This is a genomic window from Ottowia sp. VDI28 (assembly GCF_049532675.1).
Classification (GTDB): domain Bacteria; phylum Pseudomonadota; class Gammaproteobacteria; order Burkholderiales; family Burkholderiaceae_C; genus Ottowia.
Genome location: NZ_CP149820.1, coordinates 4,156,968 through 4,174,644 on the forward strand (window position 1 = coordinate 4,156,968; position 17,677 = coordinate 4,174,644).

18 protein-coding genes and 1 pseudogene are annotated in these 17,677 nt (G+C 62.6%); 14 read left to right on the forward strand and 5 right to left on the reverse strand.

Annotated features, from left to right (window positions below; translation table 11 throughout):
• Nucleotides 1-35 precede the first annotated feature (35 nt).
• From WJU18_RS19720 to WJU18_RS19745, 6 genes are all read left to right on the forward strand, one after another.
• Nucleotides 36-470, forward strand: a complete 435-nt coding sequence (locus WJU18_RS19720; RefSeq protein ID WP_423454998.1) for a VOC family protein — start codon at nt 36-38, stop codon at nt 468-470.
• 138 nt (nt 471-608) lie between these two features.
• On the forward strand, nt 609-1,019 hold the full coding sequence (locus WJU18_RS19725; RefSeq protein WP_423455000.1) for an SRPBCC family protein: 411 nt from the start codon (nt 609-611) through the stop codon (nt 1,017-1,019).
• 44 nt (nt 1,020-1,063) lie between these two features.
• Nucleotides 1,064-1,456, forward strand: a complete 393-nt coding sequence (locus tag WJU18_RS19730) for a VOC family protein (protein ID WP_423455002.1) — start codon at nt 1,064-1,066, stop codon at nt 1,454-1,456.
• A gap of 13 nt (nt 1,457-1,469) precedes the next feature.
• The gene (locus WJU18_RS19735; protein WP_423455004.1) at nt 1,470-1,817 is read left to right on the forward strand and encodes a GFA family protein; all 348 of its coding nucleotides are present in this window, start codon (nt 1,470-1,472) and stop codon (nt 1,815-1,817) included.
• Nucleotides 1,818-1,873: 56 nt separating this feature from the next.
• The gene (locus tag WJU18_RS19740) at nt 1,874-2,551 is read left to right on the forward strand and encodes a glutathione S-transferase family protein (protein WP_423455005.1); all 678 of its coding nucleotides are present in this window, start codon (nt 1,874-1,876) and stop codon (nt 2,549-2,551) included.
• Nucleotides 2,548-4,020, forward strand: a complete 1,473-nt coding sequence (locus tag WJU18_RS19745; protein WP_423455007.1) for a DHA2 family efflux MFS transporter permease subunit — start codon at nt 2,548-2,550, stop codon at nt 4,018-4,020. Before WJU18_RS19740 ends, WJU18_RS19745 begins: the two co-directional genes overlap by 4 nt.
• A 157-nt stretch (nt 4,021-4,177) precedes the next feature.
• Here the strand turns inward: WJU18_RS19745 and WJU18_RS19750 are convergent, their stop codons facing one another.
• Nucleotides 4,178-5,098, reverse strand: coding sequence for a LysR family transcriptional regulator (locus WJU18_RS19750; protein WP_423455009.1), 921 nt, complete (start codon nt 5,096-5,098; stop codon nt 4,178-4,180).
• A 156-nt stretch (nt 5,099-5,254) separates the two neighbouring features.
• Between WJU18_RS19750 and WJU18_RS19755 the strand changes: the two genes are divergently transcribed.
• The 4 genes from WJU18_RS19755 (at nt 5,255) to WJU18_RS19770 (ending at nt 9,593) form a co-directional block, all read left to right on the forward strand.
• Nucleotides 5,255-6,226: a tripartite tricarboxylate transporter substrate-binding protein gene (locus WJU18_RS19755; RefSeq protein WP_423455010.1), complete on the forward strand. Its 972-nt coding sequence runs from the start codon at nt 5,255-5,257 to the stop codon at nt 6,224-6,226.
• 22 nt (nt 6,227-6,248) lie between these two features.
• Nucleotides 6,249-8,027: a N,N-dimethylformamidase beta subunit family domain-containing protein gene (locus tag WJU18_RS19760; RefSeq protein WP_423455012.1), complete on the forward strand. Its 1,779-nt coding sequence runs from the start codon at nt 6,249-6,251 to the stop codon at nt 8,025-8,027.
• Nucleotides 8,028-8,134: 107 nt separating this feature from the next.
• Nucleotides 8,135-8,554: a hypothetical protein gene (locus tag WJU18_RS19765; protein ID WP_423455013.1), complete on the forward strand. Its 420-nt coding sequence runs from the start codon at nt 8,135-8,137 to the stop codon at nt 8,552-8,554.
• 148 nt (nt 8,555-8,702) lie between these two features.
• On the forward strand, nt 8,703-9,593 hold the full coding sequence (locus tag WJU18_RS19770) for a fumarylacetoacetate hydrolase family protein (RefSeq protein WP_423455015.1): 891 nt from the start codon (nt 8,703-8,705) through the stop codon (nt 9,591-9,593).
• 83 nt (nt 9,594-9,676) lie between these two features.
• Here the strand turns inward: WJU18_RS19770 and WJU18_RS19775 are convergent.
• A pseudogene (locus WJU18_RS19775) lies at nt 9,677-10,540 on the reverse strand (LysR family transcriptional regulator); the annotation flags it as partial.
• A gap of 131 nt (nt 10,541-10,671) precedes the next feature.
• Here WJU18_RS19775 and WJU18_RS19780 point away from each other — a divergent pair.
• The 4 genes from WJU18_RS19780 (at nt 10,672) to WJU18_RS19795 (ending at nt 15,753) form a co-directional block, all read left to right on the forward strand.
• Nucleotides 10,672-11,658 carry a Bug family tripartite tricarboxylate transporter substrate binding protein gene (locus WJU18_RS19780; RefSeq protein WP_423455017.1) on the forward strand — a complete coding sequence of 329 codons (987 nt, stop codon included), beginning with the start codon at nt 10,672-10,674 and terminating at the stop codon, nt 11,656-11,658.
• A 16-nt stretch (nt 11,659-11,674) separates the two neighbouring features.
• Entirely contained in the window at nt 11,675-13,006 is a 1,332-nt protein-coding gene (locus WJU18_RS19785) for an MmgE/PrpD family protein (protein ID WP_423455019.1), read from the forward strand.
• 68 nt (nt 13,007-13,074) lie between these two features.
• The gene (locus WJU18_RS19790) at nt 13,075-14,040 is read left to right on the forward strand and encodes a Bug family tripartite tricarboxylate transporter substrate binding protein (protein ID WP_423455021.1); all 966 of its coding nucleotides are present in this window, start codon (nt 13,075-13,077) and stop codon (nt 14,038-14,040) included.
• 6 nt (nt 14,041-14,046) lie between these two features.
• Nucleotides 14,047-15,753, forward strand: coding sequence for a GMC family oxidoreductase (locus tag WJU18_RS19795; RefSeq protein ID WP_423455022.1), 1,707 nt, complete (start codon nt 14,047-14,049; stop codon nt 15,751-15,753).
• A 24-nt stretch (nt 15,754-15,777) separates the two neighbouring features.
• Here WJU18_RS19795 and WJU18_RS19800 read toward each other — a convergent pair whose 3' ends face one another.
• From WJU18_RS19800 to WJU18_RS19810, 3 genes are read right to left on the reverse strand one after another with little or no spacing between them, the layout of a single operon-like run.
• On the reverse strand, nt 15,778-16,143 hold the full coding sequence (locus WJU18_RS19800) for a glyoxalase superfamily protein (RefSeq protein ID WP_423455024.1): 366 nt from the start codon (nt 16,141-16,143) through the stop codon (nt 15,778-15,780).
• Nucleotides 16,144-16,145: 2 nt separating this feature from the next.
• A complete protein-coding gene (gene rlmB / locus WJU18_RS19805; RefSeq protein WP_423455026.1) occupies nt 16,146-16,883 on the reverse strand; it encodes a 23S rRNA (guanosine(2251)-2'-O)-methyltransferase RlmB in 738 nt (245 codons plus the stop codon).
• A gap of 53 nt (nt 16,884-16,936) precedes the next feature.
• Nucleotides 16,937-17,668 carry an ABC transporter ATP-binding protein gene (locus tag WJU18_RS19810; protein WP_423455028.1) on the reverse strand — a complete coding sequence of 244 codons (732 nt, stop codon included), beginning with the start codon at nt 17,666-17,668 and terminating at the stop codon, nt 16,937-16,939.
• Between the last annotated feature and the right edge of the window lie 9 nt (nt 17,669-17,677).

Genomic DNA, 17,677 nt, shown 5'->3' on the forward strand with positions numbered 1-17,677 from the left:
TTTTTGATCTCACCAACACCAAGCTGGAGAACATCGTGCAATTCACGCCCTACCTCAATTTCGACGGCACCTGCGCCGAGGCCTTCGCCTTCTATGCCAAAGTGTTCGGCGGCACCATCGTGTACCAAGGTACCTTCGGCGAAATGCCTTCCCAACCTGACATGCCGCCATTGCCGGAATCGGCCAAGCAGCGCATCATGCACGTCCACCTGCAGGTCAAGGATCAATCGCTGATGGGCTCGGACTCCATGCCAGGTGCGGACGCCACCTGCGGGGGATATCAGCAGCCACAAGGCCTGTGGATCTCGATCCAGGCTGCCGACACGGCGGAAGGGCAGCGCTTCTTCGATGCCCTGGCGCCAGGCGGGCAGACCGTGATGCCGTTCGCCAAGACGTTCTGGTCACCCGGTTTCGGCATGGTCAAGGACCGCTTCGGCACGCCCTGGATGGTGAATGTAGCCACCCCCTGAGGCGCTGGCGCGCCTTCCCCCGGGGGCGCCGAGCCTGGAAGGGGGACGCCGCCAGCGGCCTGGCGGAGCCAGCTCCGCGGCTGCCTGTGCATGGCCTGCTCCGCGGCCTCACGACATTGATATGGAAGGAAAAAAGGTATGGAAATCACTATTGAAGCTACTGTGAAGGCGCCTATCGAGCGGGTGTGGGCGGCGTGGAATGATCCGCGTGCCATTGAGCAATGGAACGCGGCCTCGCCGGATTGGCACACGCCCCGGGCCAGCGTCGATCTGCGCGAAGGCGGCAAGTTCACGGCGCGCATGGAAGCGCGCGACGGCAGCATGGGCTTCGACTTCGAGGGCGTCTACACACGCATCGAGCCGAATCGCCTCATCGAATACACGATGGAGGATGGACGCAAGGTGCGCGTCGAGTTCGCGGCGGCCGGCAATGCCGTGACGGTGCGTGAAACTTTCGATGCCGAAACCACCTATACCCCCGAACAACAGCGAGAGGGTTGGCAATCCATTCTGGACAGCTTCACACGCCACGTCGAAGACCGCGGCTGAACTCACCGCTGGAATCACCCCCGAGAACTCTCACGGAGCTTCACATGAAACCCAATCCCGTCGTCTGGTTCGAGATCTACGTGCAGGACATGGACCGTGCGCGCAAGTTCTATGAAACCGTCTTCCAATGCAAGCTGGAGACGCTGGCTGCGCCTGAAGGGCCCGGTGCAGCCGACGGCACACGCATGCTGTCGTTCCCGATGGACATGAATGCGCCTGGCACGGGCGGCATGCTGGTCCAGATGAAGGGCGTGCCCTCCGGAGGCGGCGGCACCATGGTGTACTTCGCCTGCGACGACTGTGCCGTTGAACAGGGCCGCGCCGAGACCGCCGGCGGCAAAGTGCACCGCGCCAAGTTTTCCATTGGCCCTTATGGCTACTGCAGCCTCGTGGAAGACCCTGAAGGCAACATGATCGGCTTGCACTCGATGCAGTAACCATTCACACCCCATGAAATACCAAGCCAGCTGCCACTGCGGCCAGAATGCATTCACCTTCGAAGGCGAGGTCAGCGAAGTGCTGGCCTGCAACTGCTCCATGTGCCAACGCCGGGGCTCGCTGCTGTGGTTCACCCCGCGCGAAAACCTGGAGCTGCGCACGCCTGAAAGCAACAGCAGCACCTATACCTTCCATAAGCACGTCATCCAGCACCGCTTCTGCCCGCACTGCGGCATCCATCTCTATGGCTTGGGCACCGACCCGAAAGGCACGGCCATCGCAGCGGTCAACATGCGCTGCGTGGAGGGAATAGATCTCGACGCCATTCCGGTCAAGCGCTTTGACGGCCGCTCCACATAACGCCGGCCAGTCCGGCCAAGCCCAACTTGCATGCCGATCCGGAAACGCAAACACCCATGTCCCTGACCTTGTACTACCACCCCTTGGCGTCGTACTGCCACAAGGCGCTGGTCGCGCTCTATGAATTGGGTTCACCATTCGACAAGCGTCTGATCGACCTGAGCCAGCCCGCGGACCGAGACGAACTGCAGGCGGTCTGGCCCTTGCGTAAGTTTCCAGTTCTGCGCGATACAGGCCGCAACCAGATGGTGCCGGAAGCGAGCATCATCATCGAATACCTCGATCTGCATTACCCTGGTGCGGAAAAGCTTCTGCCTTCTTCGGCGGCTGACGCGCTGGCGGTGCGGCAATGGGACCGCGTGTTCGACCTGCATGTGCAAGGCCCCATGCAAGACATCGTGAACGACCGCCTTTTCGAGCGCCATGGCGACATGCAACCGGCCCGCGAAGCCCTGTCTGCGGCCTACGGCATCATCGATGCGCAACTGGCGAGCGGCACGGCGTGGATCTGTGGCGAGCAATTCTCTCTGGCCGATTGCGCGGCCGCCCCGGCCCTGTTCTATGCCAGCACCCTGCAGGCCTTCGGCCAGGAAGAGCACCATCTGCGCCGCTATTTCGATCGCCTGATGGACCGCCCTTCGGTCGCGCAAGTGCTGTCCGAAGCGAGGCCGTATTTCCACTTCTATCCGTTCCACGACCGCATTCCACAGCGGTTCCTTTCCGAGCGCACATGACTGTATCCAACGCCTCCGCCCAGAGTACGCGCCGCCGCTGGCTCACGCTGATCGTTCTATGCCTGGGCGTCCTGATGATCGTGCTGGACAGCACCATCGTCAACGTGGCGCTGCCCTCGATACGCGCGGACCTGGGTTTCAGTGAGACGTCGCTGGTCTGGGTGGTCAATGCTTACATGCTCACCTTCGGCGGCTGCCTGCTCCTGAGCGGGCGGCTCGGTGACCTGTACGGTCACCGCCGCATGTTCCTCGGGGGGCTGGCATTCTTCACGCTGTCCTCGCTGGCCTGCGGCCTCGCGGGCAGCCAGGTGATGCTGGTGGTGGCCCGCGCCATACAGGGCCTGGGCGGCGCCGTGGTGTCGGCGGTGTCCCTCTCCCTGATCATGAACCTGTTCACCGAACCCCGCGAGCGAGCCCGCGCCATGGGCGTCTACGGTTTCGTCTGCGCTGGCGGCGGCAGCCTCGGCGTGCTTCTGGGAGGCCTGCTGACCACAGTAGGCTGGCACTGGATCTTTCTAGTCAATCTGCCGATCGGCGTGGCGGTCTATGCGGCCAGCGCGGCCCTGCTGCCAGCCTCCTCGGAAACCAGTGGCAGCCAGCGGCTGGATGTGGCGGGCGCCATCACCGTCACGCTGTCGCTGATGCTGGCCGTCTATGGTGTGGTGGGCGGAAACGAAGCAGGCTGGAGTTCGGCGCGGACGCTCGGACTGCTGGGATCCGCGGCGCTGCTGATGGCACTGTTCCTGTTCATTGAGTCGCGCTCCGTGCACCCGCTGGTACCTTTGGGAATGTTCAGGTTGCGCAACATCAGCATCTCGAATGTCTGCGCCGTGCTGTGGTCGGCAGGCATGTTCGCCTGGTTCTTTATGTCCGCGCTGTATTTGCAGCAGATCCTGGGCTATACCCCCATGCAGGTAGGCTTGGCTTTTCTGCCGGCCAATCTGGTCATGGCACTGCTGTCGCTGGGCTTGTCGGCCAAGCTGGTGATGCGCTTCGGCATCCGGGGGCCGCTGGCCATCGGTTTGCTGCTGGCCGCGCTGGGCCTGATGCTGTTCGCTCGGGCTCCCATGGCGGCTGAATCCAGTGGCTTCTGGATCGATGTGCTGCCTGGCATGACGCTCCTGGGACTGGGCGCAGGCATCGCATTCAACCCCATGCTGATGGCCGCCATGCACGATGTCTCGCCCGGCGATGCAGGCTTGGCCTCTGGCTTGGTCAATACCTCGTTCATGCTCGGCGGTGCGCTGGGCTTGGCGGTGCTGGCCAGCTTGGCGGCAGCCCGTACCTCGGCACTGATGGTTGCGGGCGCCGGCGCCCTGGCTGCCCAGAACGGCGGCTACCAGTGGGCTTTTGCGGCGGGCGCATTGTTCGCCGTGATCGCGGCCGTGCTGGGCGCCACCCTGTTGCGCGCGGATCTGAAGGCAGGCAGCGAGGCACCGGCGGCGGTTCACCAGTGTCCTGAGTTGTAAGTTCGTTGATAAATAAATCTGCCGAAATCGACATCAGGCAAGCGGTGCGCCGATGCGACGCAAAACGCAGCGATACCGAGTGGTATCGCGAGGCTTTGCAACGCCGCATGGTGTTGATTCTCGGTAGATTTATTCAACGAATTTGCAATTCAGGACACTAGGGCGGGGTCCGGCGGAACCCCGTTGTCTTGGCGAGTTGCGCGGAGAGGATCTCCAGGAAAGCATCGATCCGGGCAGGCCGGAAACGGCCTGCCAATGTCACAGCCTCTATGGGCACGGGCTCCAGCTCCCAGCCAGGCAGAATCCTGCGCAGCTTGCCGGCGGCAATATCGGAGCCACAAAGCCACGGGGCCGCTGAACCGATACCCATGCCTAGCTGCACCGCACTGTAGCTCGCGAGCAAGCCATCAGTGGCCATGCTCGCATTCATGCGCACGCTTCGCCTTTCGCCGGTTCGCACTGACCGGAGCTCCAGTTGGCCGTAGACATGCGGAACCAAGCCAACGAGAGGCTGGCTTTCAAGGTCTTCGGGCACCCGCACCGGCGCGCCGCGATAGTCCTTGGAAGCGATCAGGATTCTGTGCATCCATCCAAGGCGGCGCACGTGGAGCGTCTGATCCCGGCAGCCACCGGCGCATATCCAGACATCCGCTCCTTCGCGAATCAGATCGACCTGGCCATCGGTGAGCTTCAGGTTCACCTGGACCTGTGGAAACCGTTGGCGGTATTCAGCGATCGCGTCCATGAGAAGCGTGTTGCCGTAACCGTGAGGACCCACGAGCGTGAGGACGCCTGTGGGCATGGACCCGGTAGCCTGCATCTCCTGCTCCCACTCCGACCAGGCATCAGCCCAGGCAATGGCCTTGCGCTGCAACTCGACGCCCTCCGGCGTGAGATGAAAACGATGGGTACTGCGCGCCGCCAGGCGAGCGCCCAACATGGCCTCCAGGTCTCGCAGACGCCTGCTCACGGTGGGTTGAGTGGTGCCAAGGGCCTTCGCCGCCGACGTCAGGTTGCCCTGCTGGGCGACCGCAAGGAACGTCAGGATCAGGTGCAGCCGATCCAATCGCTTGGTCATATGGGTTTGGTCATACGTTCTACGTATCAATGAAATCAACCTGAGCATACTACCCAATCCCCCGCATGACAGGAACATGTCGGTCAGCTGACATCAGAACGTGTTCACGTTCTCAGACCGGAGAGTTTGCCGGCCATCCACCCACGGAGGTATTCAATGAGCTTTTTCCGCAAGTCCCTTACCTTGGCGGTTTCCGCCTTGACTCTGGCCACGAGCGCGCTGGCGCAAGAGGCCAGGCCGCAGCAAGTGCGGCTGATCGTGGGTTATCCAGCTGGCGGCTCCGCGGATGCGGTTGCCCGGATGGTGGCGGAAGGGCTGAAGGACGAACTCAAGACCACCGTGATCGTCGAGAACAAGGCCGGCGCGGGTGGCCAGATCGCGGCTGACTTCGTTCGTGCCGCACCGGGAGACGGCACCACGGTGCTGGTGGCCAATTCCCACATGATGGTGATGCTCCCCCTTACCTCCAAGGCTGTCCGGTATGACCCGGTGGCCGATTTCAAACCCATCGGCCGCATGACCAGCTTCTATGAGGCCATTGCGGTGCCCTCCGCGGTTTCCGCCACCAACGTGCGCCAATGGACCGATCTCGCGCGCAGCGACGGCAGATACAGCAACTTCGGTGTCCCCGCCGCGGGCAGCGTCTCTCATTTCATTGGCTACAAGCTCGGCAGCGACGCGAAGGCCCCGCTTCAGGCGGTGCCCTACAAAGGCGCCGCACCGCTGGTGCAGGATCTGCTCGGCAACCAGATCACCGGCGGTATTCTGCCGATTCTGGACGTCGCACAGCATGCCCAGGCCGGCAAGCTCCGTGTGCTGGCCGTGAATGGCACACAGCGCGCGCAATTGCTGCCATCCGTTCCCACGCTCAAGGAACTTGGAGTGACAGGATTCGACTCCCTCGAATGGACAGCGCTTTTTGTTCCCAAGACAACGCCGGATGCGGTCACCCACCGCCTCAACGAAGCGCTCAACAAAGTGCTGGCCCAGAAAGGCGTCCAGGAGAAGTTGCTGAAGCTGGGCATGGAAGCCCATCCCAGCTCCCCTGCCGAGTTGGCAGCTCTGGTTGGCAGCGATCTGGCCACCTGGGGGCCCGTGGTCAAGGCGTCCGGTTTTTCAATCGACTGAACCAGGTTTCCACACCCACCTCATGAGAGCCATTGAGCTTGCGGGCCTCCATGCCTATAGCGACCAGATCAGTGTGGAGGCCGGAGAACGGATCGCGTTTCACGTCAGTGCCAGCATTCCTTATACGGTTTCACTGTGCCGCCTCGGCCCTGACACCACCGGGCCCTCGCAAGACGAGGTTCTGACCACCGAAACCTGCAACGAACCCGTGGTGCAACCCATTCACCCGGGCTCCTGCATTCATGTGAAAAATGGGATCCCCGCGGGAAAATACCCAGGGCTGACATTTGAGTGCTGGACCAAGATCTGGGGACTGGCTCGCTGGCAAACCATCTTTTCCCAGATGGATCAAGCGGGTACCGTGGACGACAGCATGGGCCAAGACACAGGCTGCGGCATGGGGCTGTTCGCCGATCCGGACGGTCATATCGTTCTCCGCTGGAGCGAAGGAATCCTGCGGTCACCCAAGCCGGTTCCGCTGTGCCAATGGATGCACGTGGCGGCCACATTCAATGACGGCCAGGTCGAGATCTGGCTGGACGGCATCTGCGCCGCCCGCTCGCGAGCAGGCTCCATGCTGGTTTTACCAGGCCATCCCTTGCGGCTGGGCGCATGCGGTGTCCAAGGCCGCTCGGATCTTTTTCTCGAAGGAGATCTGGCCATGCCCGCGCTGTACAGTGCGGCGCTTACCCCGGCCGCCATCATGGACCGCGTCAACAGGCGCGCCCTCGCCCCTCCCGATCATCCCGGCCTGATCTGCTACTGGCCCCTGAACGAATTACGGGGCTCGCATATCCAGGCCCATGGCGCGCCCGGGTATGACGGCGTATTGCGCAATCACGGCACCAGAGGCATCAATGGCCCGGCTTTCAATCCGGCAGAGGTTCCCCGATACCGGGACCATGCGCTCACGGGTGACGGCTTACATGCCGGTCCTGACCGAGCCGGCGTCCGGTTTGCCAGCGATGACCTGGTCGACTGCGGGTGGAGCGCCACGCATGAATTCACTGTGCCCGCCGCTGCGCGAAGCGGGCTGTATGTGGGCCGCTTCGAGTTCAACTGGAACGGTGCGCCGGTCCGGTACGACGTCACCTTCGTCGTGAAGCGCGCAAGGCAGCGCCCAGCCCCCAGGCTGCTGGTGCTGTGCGCCACCAATTCCTGGATGGCGTACTCAGCCTCCCCTTTTGCCGATACCCATGCGCAGCCAGCCACCTGGCCGAGGCGCTGCGCGGGCCTGCCCACCTCGAACCCGCTCGTGCCGACTCACTGCACCTACAACTACCACCGCGCGGGCCAACCGTCCTACTACGTGGGCGTGCGAATGCCCCGGCCCAATGCAGCTCCCTACGAGCTCTACGCCCCGGAAGACAGCGGCTTCGCGCAATGGGTCCGTCTGGAACGCCAGCTCCATGTCTGGCTGGATCGCCATGGATACGAATACGACCTGGTAGCCGACATCGATCTTCATCGAAATCCAGGGCTCCTGCAGGACTATCGCGCGGTGATCATCAATGGGCACAGCGAATACTGGTCCGGGCCCGCCTATCAAGGGATCGAGGACTATCTCGGCCGAGGCGGCCATGTCATCGTGCTTTCAGGCAACTCCATGTATTGGCGTGTCAGCTTCAATGAAGACTGCACCGTGATGGAGCAGCGAAAGACGCGCACGCCGCACGACGGCCAAAGCGATAGCGATGAAGAAGTAACCGCCCCTGCCGGCCCGCACGGCGAGCAATACCACAGCCAGGATGGCCAACGAGGGGGTTGTGGCGATATTCGGGAAAATCGTGCGCCGGCCTGATTGGCCTGGAAACAGCGGGTTGGGGTTTCGCACGGGCCGAAGATTTCGGTGTCTTCAAGGTGAGGGATGCGTCGCACCCCATCTTCCGTACGCCTTTAGACACAGGAATGAAAAACGGCGACACCTTCGGACATGGCCCGAACGGCGAGCTGCCGCGAGCGGTGGGGCACGAATGGGATGTCACCACCGCCACGCTGATGCGCATGACCCTGCATGTACCTCGTGATGCTGATCCGCCGGAGACACAGGAAGGCATTGAGATCATTGCTGAAGGCATTCGGGAGCTCCCCGGCCCGCTCGACGCCTACCTGGACTTCTTCGAACAACCCGTTGAATCGCTGAACGGGCTTTCATGCGAAATGATCGTCTGGAATCGGCCACGAGGCGGCAAAGTGTTCAATGCCGGTGCCGTGGGAACGAGCTGGGTGCTGCAGGCCGACGACAGGATGGGCAAGCTGCTCGCAAATGTGCTGGCCGCGTTCTCGATTCCCTATTCCACCTCAGGACCTTACCTCTCCACGCCATGAACCGGCAGGTTTCCGAGCCTTGTCCATCACACCGCCCAAATGGTGATTCGTCACTTCCAGAATCCTGAAGCTACGGCTTTCGTATTTTTGAGTTGTCCGGGAGTGCTGCCACCTCTACAGTAGCCTGCTGATCAAAAGAGGAAACGTGATGCAGTTGGTGAGTTATGCCGCGGATGGTGGAGTGAGCTGGGGCATCGTAGTGGATCAAGGCGGGAGCCTCCGGGTCATTGACGGCACAAGCGCCACACACGGACGTATCGGGAGCATTCGGCAGCTCCTGAAGCTTGGCGCACTCGGCTCGCTCCCCAGCCTGCTCTCACACAAAACGGCTCAGCCCCTTGAAGAGCTGCAACTCCTGCCGCCCATTCCCGATCCAGGCAAGATCCTTGCCGTGGGATTCAACTACGCAGAGCACGCGCAGGAAGCGAACTCCGCCGCTGCGGCAGCACCCGCGTTCTTTGCCCGCTTTACCGATAACCTTGTCGGCCACGGGCAGCCCATCGTGCGGCCAGTGGTGTCCGAGTGCCTCGATTTTGAAGGAGAGCTCGCCGTGATCATCGGCCGCGCCGGGCGTCATGTCAGCAAGGAAGATGCGATGGCAATGGTGGCTGGCTATGCCTGCTTCAACGACGGGAGTGTGCGGGATTTCCAGAAGGAGTCGATCACCGCCGGCAAGAACTTTCCGGCGACGGCGCCGTTCGGGCCCTGGCTGGTCACGGCGGACGCCGTGCCCCATCCGGGGCGCCTGGTATTGGAGACCCGCCTCAATGGTGTGCGGGTACAGCGCAGCGAGACCAGCCACATGGTGCACGACATCGCGAGCTTGATTGCCTACGCCTCGCGCTTCACCCCTTTGCGGCCAGGCGACGTATTGGCTACGGGTACCCCCGCTGGCGTTGGCTTACGCCGGTTCCCGCCCTTGTGGATGCGCGCCGGCGATGTAGTCGAGGTGGAGATCGAGGGCATCGGGCTCTTGCGCAACCCTGTGATAGACGAAGGCCCTGATCCTTCGTCCTCTGCGGCGCCAATCAGCTCCTGAGCACTTTGCTTTTCCTGAGGCAGTGAACGTTCCAACGCTCGCCTCGCACGCCCCACGCTGAGATCGTGGTGGACGATCCGATCCATGATGTGGCGCACGATGGCCTGTCGCTGATCGACATGCGCTACCAAGGTGAGCGGATAAGGTTCCGCAGGCAATTCCGCACTCACGTGCACCAGGGTGCCGGCTCGCAGATGGTCCGCGGCCAGGATGGTAGGCACCACGCCGATGCCTTCCGTGTGGATCATCAGTTCCATCAGCGCCGCCGTATTGGCACATGTGTTGACGTTGCGAAGCGCGGCCCCCAGGCGGCGGGCATCCTGAATGGCGCGGGGATAGAAATCTGATGGCCGCGAGACAAGCCACAAGGGAGCGCTGTCGAGCAACTCCCCGGTGGACAGGGGTTTGCCATCCCGGAACCGCGCCACGCGGCTGGACATCAGCCAGCGCTGCTCCACGGAACTCAGGGGAACGGTGTTCATCCGGCTGCGTGTCACGGCGCCGGCCACAATGGCCAGATCCAGGCGCCCTTCCTCCAGCTTGTGAAGCATGTTCATGCCCATGTCGACGTCAATGTCGTAATGGACATTGGGCATGTCGCTCTTGAGCAGCGCAAGCACTTTTGGAAACCAGATCAGCGTGGTCACGCCCACACCGATGCGCACGACCCCTTGCATGGCCGAAGCATGCGCCTGCAGCCGAACCAGATCATCGAGCTGATCGATCAATGGTGCCGCACGTTCGACGAACAGCCGCCCTTCCATGGTGAGTTCCATGCGCCGGCCCTGGCGCTGAAAGAAGCTGAAACCCATGCTCTGCTCCAGCTCCCGTACCCGGGCGGTGATCGCGGGTTGGGATGCGTTCAACCGCCGTGCAGCCGCTGCGAAAGAGCCCAGGCGGTTGATGGCGCAGACTGTTTCGAGATTGGTCAGGTTGAGTTTGCTCATCGCTCAATACTTCCATTTTTTTGAATTATATGGATCTAAAAATTAAGCTTGTTCTGATGTAAATGCTTATTTAGATTACAGACCCAGACGCGGGCAGCCGCCGCAGCGCCCCCAAGAAATCAGGAGACACGATGAAAAACCCGCTTAGACCCCATCGCCTTTTTCGCCTTGGAGGCCTCGGCAAACTCGTGGCCGCAAGCTCGTTCGCGTTGCTGATGGCGAGCCAGGCGAATGCAAAGACGATTGAACTGGTCGTACCCTACGCAGCCGGGGGCTTTACCGACGCACTCGCACGCCATGTCGCGGATGCGCTTTCCAAGCGTATCGGCGAACCCGTGGTGGTGGTCAACAAGACAGGTGCCGCTTCGGTGGTGGGCATTCGCTATGCCATCGAGCAAGGAGGCACGGACGGGCGCACGATTTTGCTGGGCAGCCTGGGCTATATCACCACGCAATTCCAGCGCCGGGGCGCGCCTTTCGACCCCAAGGCGCTCGCCCCGGTCGTGCTGTTGGGCGCGACGCCCAGCGTACTCTATGTACGCGCCAGCATCCCGGCAAAGAACTATCAGGAATTCGTGGAATGGGCCCGCAAGCAGCCCTCGGGAATCTCGTTCGGGACCTCCGGTGTCGCCTCAAGTCCGCATCTCAACGCGGAGGACCTGGCCGCGACTTCCGGCTTCCAGATACTGGCCGTGCCGTATGCGGGCAGCAGCGCCTCGATGCCCGCCATGGCCGGAGGCCATATCGACGCGGTGTTTGAATCTTCGGGCTCGCGCGCCCTGGTCGAGACGGGAAAAATCAAGGCGCTTCTGGTAGGCAGCGACAAACCGTTGGCCTCCTGGCCAGAAGTGCCCACTGCCGAAGCGGCTGGCGTGCCGGGCTTCCGCTCCGGCAGTTGGTTCGGCCTGTTCCTGCCCGCCCAGACACCTGCCAGCCTTCGGAAAAAACTCAATGCGGATATCAATGCCGTGCTGACCTCCGCTGAACTGGCAGAGCGCTTCCGTCAGATGGACTTCAATGCCGCTGGCGGAACACCAGAAGCTTTCTCGAAGTTTCTCGAAGCGGAGAAAGCCAAGTTGGGCCACCTGATCAGCACACGCCATATCCATGTCGACTGACTCCTCGCACAAAGAAATGAGCCACGTCGATCAACTCGGAGCGTACGCACAAGGGCTTTGCGCAGAAGCCTTGCCGGATGTCGTGTTGGAGCGCATGGCCTGTTGCTTGCTTTACAACCTTTGCCTCGGCCGAGCCGCGGCGGATCCAGCCCACCCAGTGCAACACGCCATCCGGGCCGTCTGTACAGCGAACGGAATGGCCACTCTCCTGGGTGGCGGCACGCGGAGCGCGCTCGACGCGGCGGCCGCGAATGCAGCGGCCATTACCCTTCGCGGACAGAACGACACGCACGCGGCCATGAACGGGCACCTCGGCTGCCTGGTCATTCCTGCCGTGCTGGCCCTCGCGCAGGAGCAAGGCGCGGACGCCAGCACTTTCGTGGCAGCGCTGGTGGCGGGCTATGAAGTGGCTCCGCGCATCGCAGAAGGCATGGCCGCGGCCGCGATGGAACGCGGGTGGCGAGGCACATCGTTGTTCGGCATCTTTGGCGTTGCAGCGGCCTGTGCCCGATTGCTGAAGTGCGATGCCGATCAAATTGCCAATGCCCTGTCGCTATCGGCCAATTTTGCGGGTGGCCTGGTGCGATGCTATGCGGAAGGCACATCGGAATGGGCCGTGCAGGTAGCGCATGCCGCGAGATCTGGACTGAATGCCGCGCTACTGGCCCACCACGGCATGAAGGCCGCATCGGAAATCCTGGAAGGCAAAGGCGGTTTCTATCGCGCCATAGGGGGTGCAACAAGACCGATCTCGCTGGAAGGCTGGCGCAGCGAAGAAGTGAGCTTCAAACCCTTCCCAGGCTGTGCCATCAACCAAGTGCCCACGGCAGTTCTTCTGGATCTTCTTCGTCAGGAAGGCTTGCGTGCCGAACAGGTGGAGGACATTGAATTGCATCTGCATCCTTCCCACGCGGCCTACCCTGGTGTGGAGCGCCATGGCCCTTTCGACTCTTCGGCGGCCGCCATCATGAGCGCGCCCTTCATGCTGCAGCTCGCCCTGGAGCATGGCGGCCTGCTTCAGACTGATTTTGCGAACCGCTACAGTGCCGACCCCGTACACGCTCGCAGCAAGCAGGTGCGCGTGCGCGCGGACGAAGCGTTGGCGCCTTTCGAGTGCCGGCTCGGGGTTCATCTTCTCGATGGAAGACGGTTCAGCGCCTCATCCACCGGTACGCAGACGCTGGTGATGGGTTGGGAGCAAACCGTGGCGCTGACCCGCGGTCTCGCTAACGAAAACCCAGAGGCCTTCAGCGAGACGGACCACGAGCGGCTGGTGCTCGCCGTGCGGCGGTGCGTGTCCCAGCGTGACGCGAAGGCACTGCCAGATCTGTTCGCAGCGCTCACCTAGCGGCCATTCCCCCTGCCGGCGCCCGATGCGGGCACCGCTTTCCTGACCCCATTCCGGAGACTTCACGCATGACGAACCCTCTTCAACGCCGCGACGTGCTGGCGCTATTGCTGGCCCTGGGCGCAGGATCGGCACACGCACAAAAATACCCGGCCACGCCCATCCGGCTGATCGTTCCGTTCGCCCCGGGTATGGTGACCGACAGCAGTTCCCGCATCATTGCGGAAGGCTTGGCACAAGAGCTCGGGCAGCCTGTCGTCGTGGACAACAAGCCGGGCGCCCAGGGTATTTTGGGTACGCGCCAGGTGGCAGCCAGCGCACCCGATGGCTACACCTTGCTCGTAGCCACCAATGGCACGCATGCTGCCAACAGCAGTCTGTTCCGCAACCTGCCCTATGACCCCATCAAAGACTTCGCGCCCATCGGTTTGATCGGTACAGCCGCGTGGGCGCTAGTGGTTCGGCAAAATGATCCCGCACGCTCGGTGACTGAATTGCTCGCTCATCTGCGCGCACCCGGAAAAAACTGGCACGCGCCCTACTTCTCCGCCGCATCACAAGTTTGCATCAGTTTGCTCAATGCCCTGGCGGGCACTTCGGTGCAAGCCATACCGTACAAGGCCAACGGGCAGGCTCTGACGGATCTGCTGGGTGGCCAGGTAGAGCTTGGCTTCATCGACATTGGCACGGCCCTGGCTCAGCAAAGCGCGGGCAAGCTCCGCATGCTGGCGCTCACGTCCAGCGCTCGCTCGCCATTGGCACCTGGAATCCCCACCTTGGCCGAAAGCCTACCGGGTTACGAGATCATCTCCTGGAGCGGAATCGTGTCGCCCCGAGGCATCCCACCTGAAGTGGCCAGCACGCTGAACGCGGCACTGCGACGGGTACTGGCACGCCCTGAAGTGCATAGGCGCTTTGCGACCCTCGCCTTCGAGCCCGCACCCGGCAGCGAGCAGGCCTTTCAGCAAAAATTACAGGCCGACCACACACGTTGGGCGCGGTTGGTCAAACAGGCAGGCATCGAGCCGGAATAAAGCGATATGAACCTGCGCAAACAGGGCGACAGCGCCCATGATTTTCTGATCGTCGGAGGAGGCACCGCGGGTGTCGTGCTGGCCCACCGGCTATCGGCCGATCCCCAACGCCGCGTGCTTCTGCTCGAAGCGGGGCATGACATCAAGCCCGGGCAAGAACCGCGCGATATTCGCAGCATCTTCCCGCTCTCTACCTTCAATGCCATCCACGCGTGGCCAGACACGCTGGTGCATTGGCGCAATGCGGCCCAGTCGCCGGCGGTCGGCATGCCACAAGGCCGAGGGCTGGGAGGTACCAGCAACATCATGGGCATGTGGGCGATGCGGGGCAGGCCAGAGGTCTACGATGCATGGGCCGCCAATGGCGCGCGAGGATGGGGATGGAGCGACGTACTGCCTTTTTTTCGCCGACTTGAAACGGATCATGACTTCATCAGTGAACTGCATGGAACCCAAGGCCCGGTCCCCATCCGGCGCCAACCGGTAGATGAGTGGTCGCCTCTCGCGCGCGAGTTTCGTAAAGCTGCCCGCCAGCAAGGGTTCGCCGACGTGGCCGACATGAATGGCGATTTTTCAGATGGCCATTGCACTCTCCCCGTGAGCCGCTATACCGACCGGCGCGGATCAGCCGGACTTTGCTACATGACCGCTGAAGTGCGTGCGCGGCCCAATCTCGACGTGATGGCCGATACACAGGTCGCAGGCCTGGTGTTCGACGACGCGCAGCCGTTACGCGCTGTGGGTGTGCGCGTGCGCGACGCGCAGGGAAACGAACGGATGCTGCGCTCGAAAGAAGTGCTCGTCTGTGCCGGTGCCTTGCGCTCGCCGGAACTGCTCATGCGAGCGGGCGTTGGCGATGGCCCCAGCTTGCAGGCTGCGGGCGTCGCCGTGCGCAAGCATCTGCCGGGTGTGGGCGCCAACCTGCAGAACCACCCCATGCTGTTCATGGTGTCCTTCCTGCGCCGCGCGGGCATCGAGCCTGATGGCATCCGCCCGGCGGGTTCCAGCTACCTGCGCTGGTCTTCCGGGCTGGGCGGGCTGCCCTCTGGCGATATGGGCATGTCGATCCGCAGTTGGCTGTCCTGGCATGCGCTCGGCCGCCGGATGGGCGCCGTGGCTCCGACTGTGTCGATGCCTTTTTCACGGGGCCGCGTCACCCTCACAAGCCACGGCAAAAGACTGGTGGAATTCAATTTTCTGCAAGACGAGCGAGACCTCACAAGGATGATGCAAGGATTCCGCCTCGCCGCGAAGTTGTATGGGTTCCTGGATGCGGTATCCGAAGCCCCGCAAGTGCTGCTGAACGTGAGCAACATCAGCCGCCTGATGCGATACAACGAGCCGACTCGCTTCAATGCCGTTCGTGCCCGCATGGGCGCCACGCTTCTCGATGTAGCCCCGGATCTAGGGAAACGATGGATCAGCCGCCTGGCCCGCATGGCTCCTGCACATGAAGTCGTCGCAGACGAGCAGCGCCTGGCGGATTTCGCGCTTGGCAGCGTGAGCGGCACCGGGCATGCGTGCGGGACGTGCCGGATGGGGTCCGAAGGAGACCCTCTCTCGGTGGTGGATGCCCAAGCGCGAGTTCTCGGCTGCCAGGGCTTGCGCGTCATCGATGCCTCCATCATGCCTTTGGTGCCGAGCGGCGGCACCCACATTCCTACCATCATGGTGGCGGAGAAAATCGCGAACGCGATCCTGCATGGGGAGTAGGTACCGGCGCGAAGCGGTGGGCACTCAGTCTGACGAAGGCTGCGTGAAAGTCAGGCGGTTCCCGAATGGATCGGCCACCGTCATATCCAGGCCCCAAGGCGCTTCCTCGATGCCCGGGCGGGCATGGGTATACTTTTTGGCAAGCAGGCCCTGCTGATAGCTTCGCAGATCGCCACAAGCCACGCGCACATGGCTGCCAGGAGTGGCGTCGCCGTGGTGGCCGGAAAGGTGCAGGATGCAATCGCCTTTGGAAACCTGCAGGTACAAAGGCAAGCCTGGCTCGAAGCGATGCTCCCAATCCACGGTGAAACCGAGGAAATCAACGTAGAACGCCCGCGCAAGCGCTTCGTCGAACATGCGCAGGATGGGAGTTGGTGGACCCATTTTCATGTTCAGACGCCTCTCTGCCGTCTGGCTTCGTACAAGCATACTCCGCTGGCCACGGACACATTCAGGCTTTCCACCGCCCCCATCATCGGAATGCTCACCAGTTGATCGCAGGTCTTGCGAGTGAGTTGGCGCATGCCAGGGCCTTCGGCTCCCAGCACCAAGGCGGTCGGGCCTGCCAAATCAATCTGGTAGAGCGTCTTGTCGGCATCGCCCGAAGTGCCGGTGACCCAGATATTGCGCTCTTTCAATTCACCCAGGGTACGGGCGAGGTTGGTCACCATGAAATAAGGCACCGTCTCCGCCGCGCCGCTGGCCACTTTCGCCACCGTGGCATTGATGCCTGCGGCATGATCCTTGGGCGCGATGACGGCATGCGCACCCGCGCCGTCAGCCACGCGCAGGCAGGCCCCCAGGTTGTGCGGATCGGTCACGCCATCAAGCACCAGCAGCAGAGGCGGATCAGACAAGGCATCGAGCAGGTCATCCAGTGAACGGGCCTGCTCCATGGGCTGCACGCGCGCGGCCACGCCTTGGTGGCCATGGCTACCTGCCAGTTTAGCCAGGCGCACGCCATCGGCCTCGATCACTCGCACGCCTGCCTCGGCGGCACGGGTAAGAAATTGCTTCATGCGCGCGTCACGCCGTGTGGGGTCGGCGTAAATTTCGATCACAGTGGCGGGAGCGGTCTTCAGGCGAACACCGACGGCATGGAAGCCGAAAAGCACTTTGGGGGTGGACATGGGGTGATTATCGACTCATGTCTCCTAGAGCCCGGCTATCGAGGATTGGTGGCTCAGGCCGCCAGCTCCACCGCGCTATCTTGCACAATCCGGCCGGCCTCCACCTTGAGCCGGCGGGAGCACAAATCTGCGATCGTCCTGTCATGTGTCACCAGCACCAGAGTGGTCCCCTGCTCCCGGTTGAGCTCAAACATCAGGTTCATGATGGTCTCGCCCGTGGCAAAGTCCAGGCTCCCTGTGGGTTCGTCCGCCAGCAGTACGGCAGGATGCATGACAAAGGCGCGCGCCAGGGCCACGCGCTGCTGCTCGCCGCCCGAAAGCACCTTGGGGTAGTGGCCAAGCCGCTCCGCCAGTCCCACGCGCGCCAGCATGTCGGTGGCAGCGCGGCGGGCGTCCTTGCGGGCAGCCAGCTCCAGGGGAAGCATGACGTTTTCAAGCGCGGTCAGGTTGCCCAGAAGCTGAAAGCTCTGGAAAACGAACCCCAGCTTGCGCGCCCGCAGCGCCGCACGGGCGTCCTCGCTGACCGCAAAGAGATCTTCGCCTTCGAGCCGCACCGTGCCCCGCGAAGGCGTATCCAAGCCGGCAATGATGGACAGCAGCGTGCTCTTACCCGAGCCCGAAGCGCCGACAATGGCCACGGTTTCGCCTTGGCGCAGGGTGAAATCAATATCACGCAAAATATCGAGCGTGCCCGTGGAGTCGGTGACCGACTTGAAAACGTGCTCCACGGCAATGATGGCGGGGCGGGAGGCGTCTGGCGTTACGCCGGGCGTTGAATCAGGCATTGAGGACTT

Bases quoted from the DNA above. Each gene is read 5' to 3' on its own strand.
- WJU18_RS19725 (WP_423455000.1), top strand. From the start codon at position 609: ATGGAAATCACTATTGAAGCTACTGTGAAGGCGCCTATCGAGCGGGTG.
- WJU18_RS19730 (WP_423455002.1), top strand. From the start codon at position 1,064: ATGAAACCCAATCCCGTCGTCTGGTTCGAGATCTACGTGCAGGACATG.
- WJU18_RS19735 (WP_423455004.1), top strand. From the start codon at position 1,470: ATGAAATACCAAGCCAGCTGCCACTGCGGCCAGAATGCATTCACCTTC.
- WJU18_RS19740 (WP_423455005.1), top strand. From the start codon at position 1,874: ATGTCCCTGACCTTGTACTACCACCCCTTGGCGTCGTACTGCCACAAG.
- WJU18_RS19745 (WP_423455007.1), top strand. From the start codon at position 2,548: ATGACTGTATCCAACGCCTCCGCCCAGAGTACGCGCCGCCGCTGGCTC.
- WJU18_RS19750 (WP_423455009.1), bottom strand. From the start codon at position 5,098: ATGACCAAGCGATTGGATCGGCTGCACCTGATCCTGACGTTCCTTGCG.
- WJU18_RS19755 (WP_423455010.1), top strand. From the start codon at position 5,255: ATGAGCTTTTTCCGCAAGTCCCTTACCTTGGCGGTTTCCGCCTTGACT.
- WJU18_RS19760 (WP_423455012.1), top strand. From the start codon at position 6,249: ATGAGAGCCATTGAGCTTGCGGGCCTCCATGCCTATAGCGACCAGATC.
- WJU18_RS19765 (WP_423455013.1), top strand. From the start codon at position 8,135: ATGAAAAACGGCGACACCTTCGGACATGGCCCGAACGGCGAGCTGCCG.
- WJU18_RS19770 (WP_423455015.1), top strand. From the start codon at position 8,703: ATGCAGTTGGTGAGTTATGCCGCGGATGGTGGAGTGAGCTGGGGCATC.
- WJU18_RS19780 (WP_423455017.1), top strand. From the start codon at position 10,672: ATGAAAAACCCGCTTAGACCCCATCGCCTTTTTCGCCTTGGAGGCCTC.
- WJU18_RS19785 (WP_423455019.1), top strand. From the start codon at position 11,675: ATGAGCCACGTCGATCAACTCGGAGCGTACGCACAAGGGCTTTGCGCA.
- WJU18_RS19790 (WP_423455021.1), top strand. From the start codon at position 13,075: ATGACGAACCCTCTTCAACGCCGCGACGTGCTGGCGCTATTGCTGGCC.
- WJU18_RS19795 (WP_423455022.1), top strand. From the start codon at position 14,047: ATGAACCTGCGCAAACAGGGCGACAGCGCCCATGATTTTCTGATCGTC.
- WJU18_RS19800 (WP_423455024.1), bottom strand. From the start codon at position 16,143: ATGAAAATGGGTCCACCAACTCCCATCCTGCGCATGTTCGACGAAGCG.
- rlmB (WP_423455026.1), bottom strand. From the start codon at position 16,883: ATGTCCACCCCCAAAGTGCTTTTCGGCTTCCATGCCGTCGGTGTTCGC.
- WJU18_RS19810 (WP_423455028.1), bottom strand. From the start codon at position 17,668: ATGCCTGATTCAACGCCCGGCGTAACGCCAGACGCCTCCCGCCCCGCC.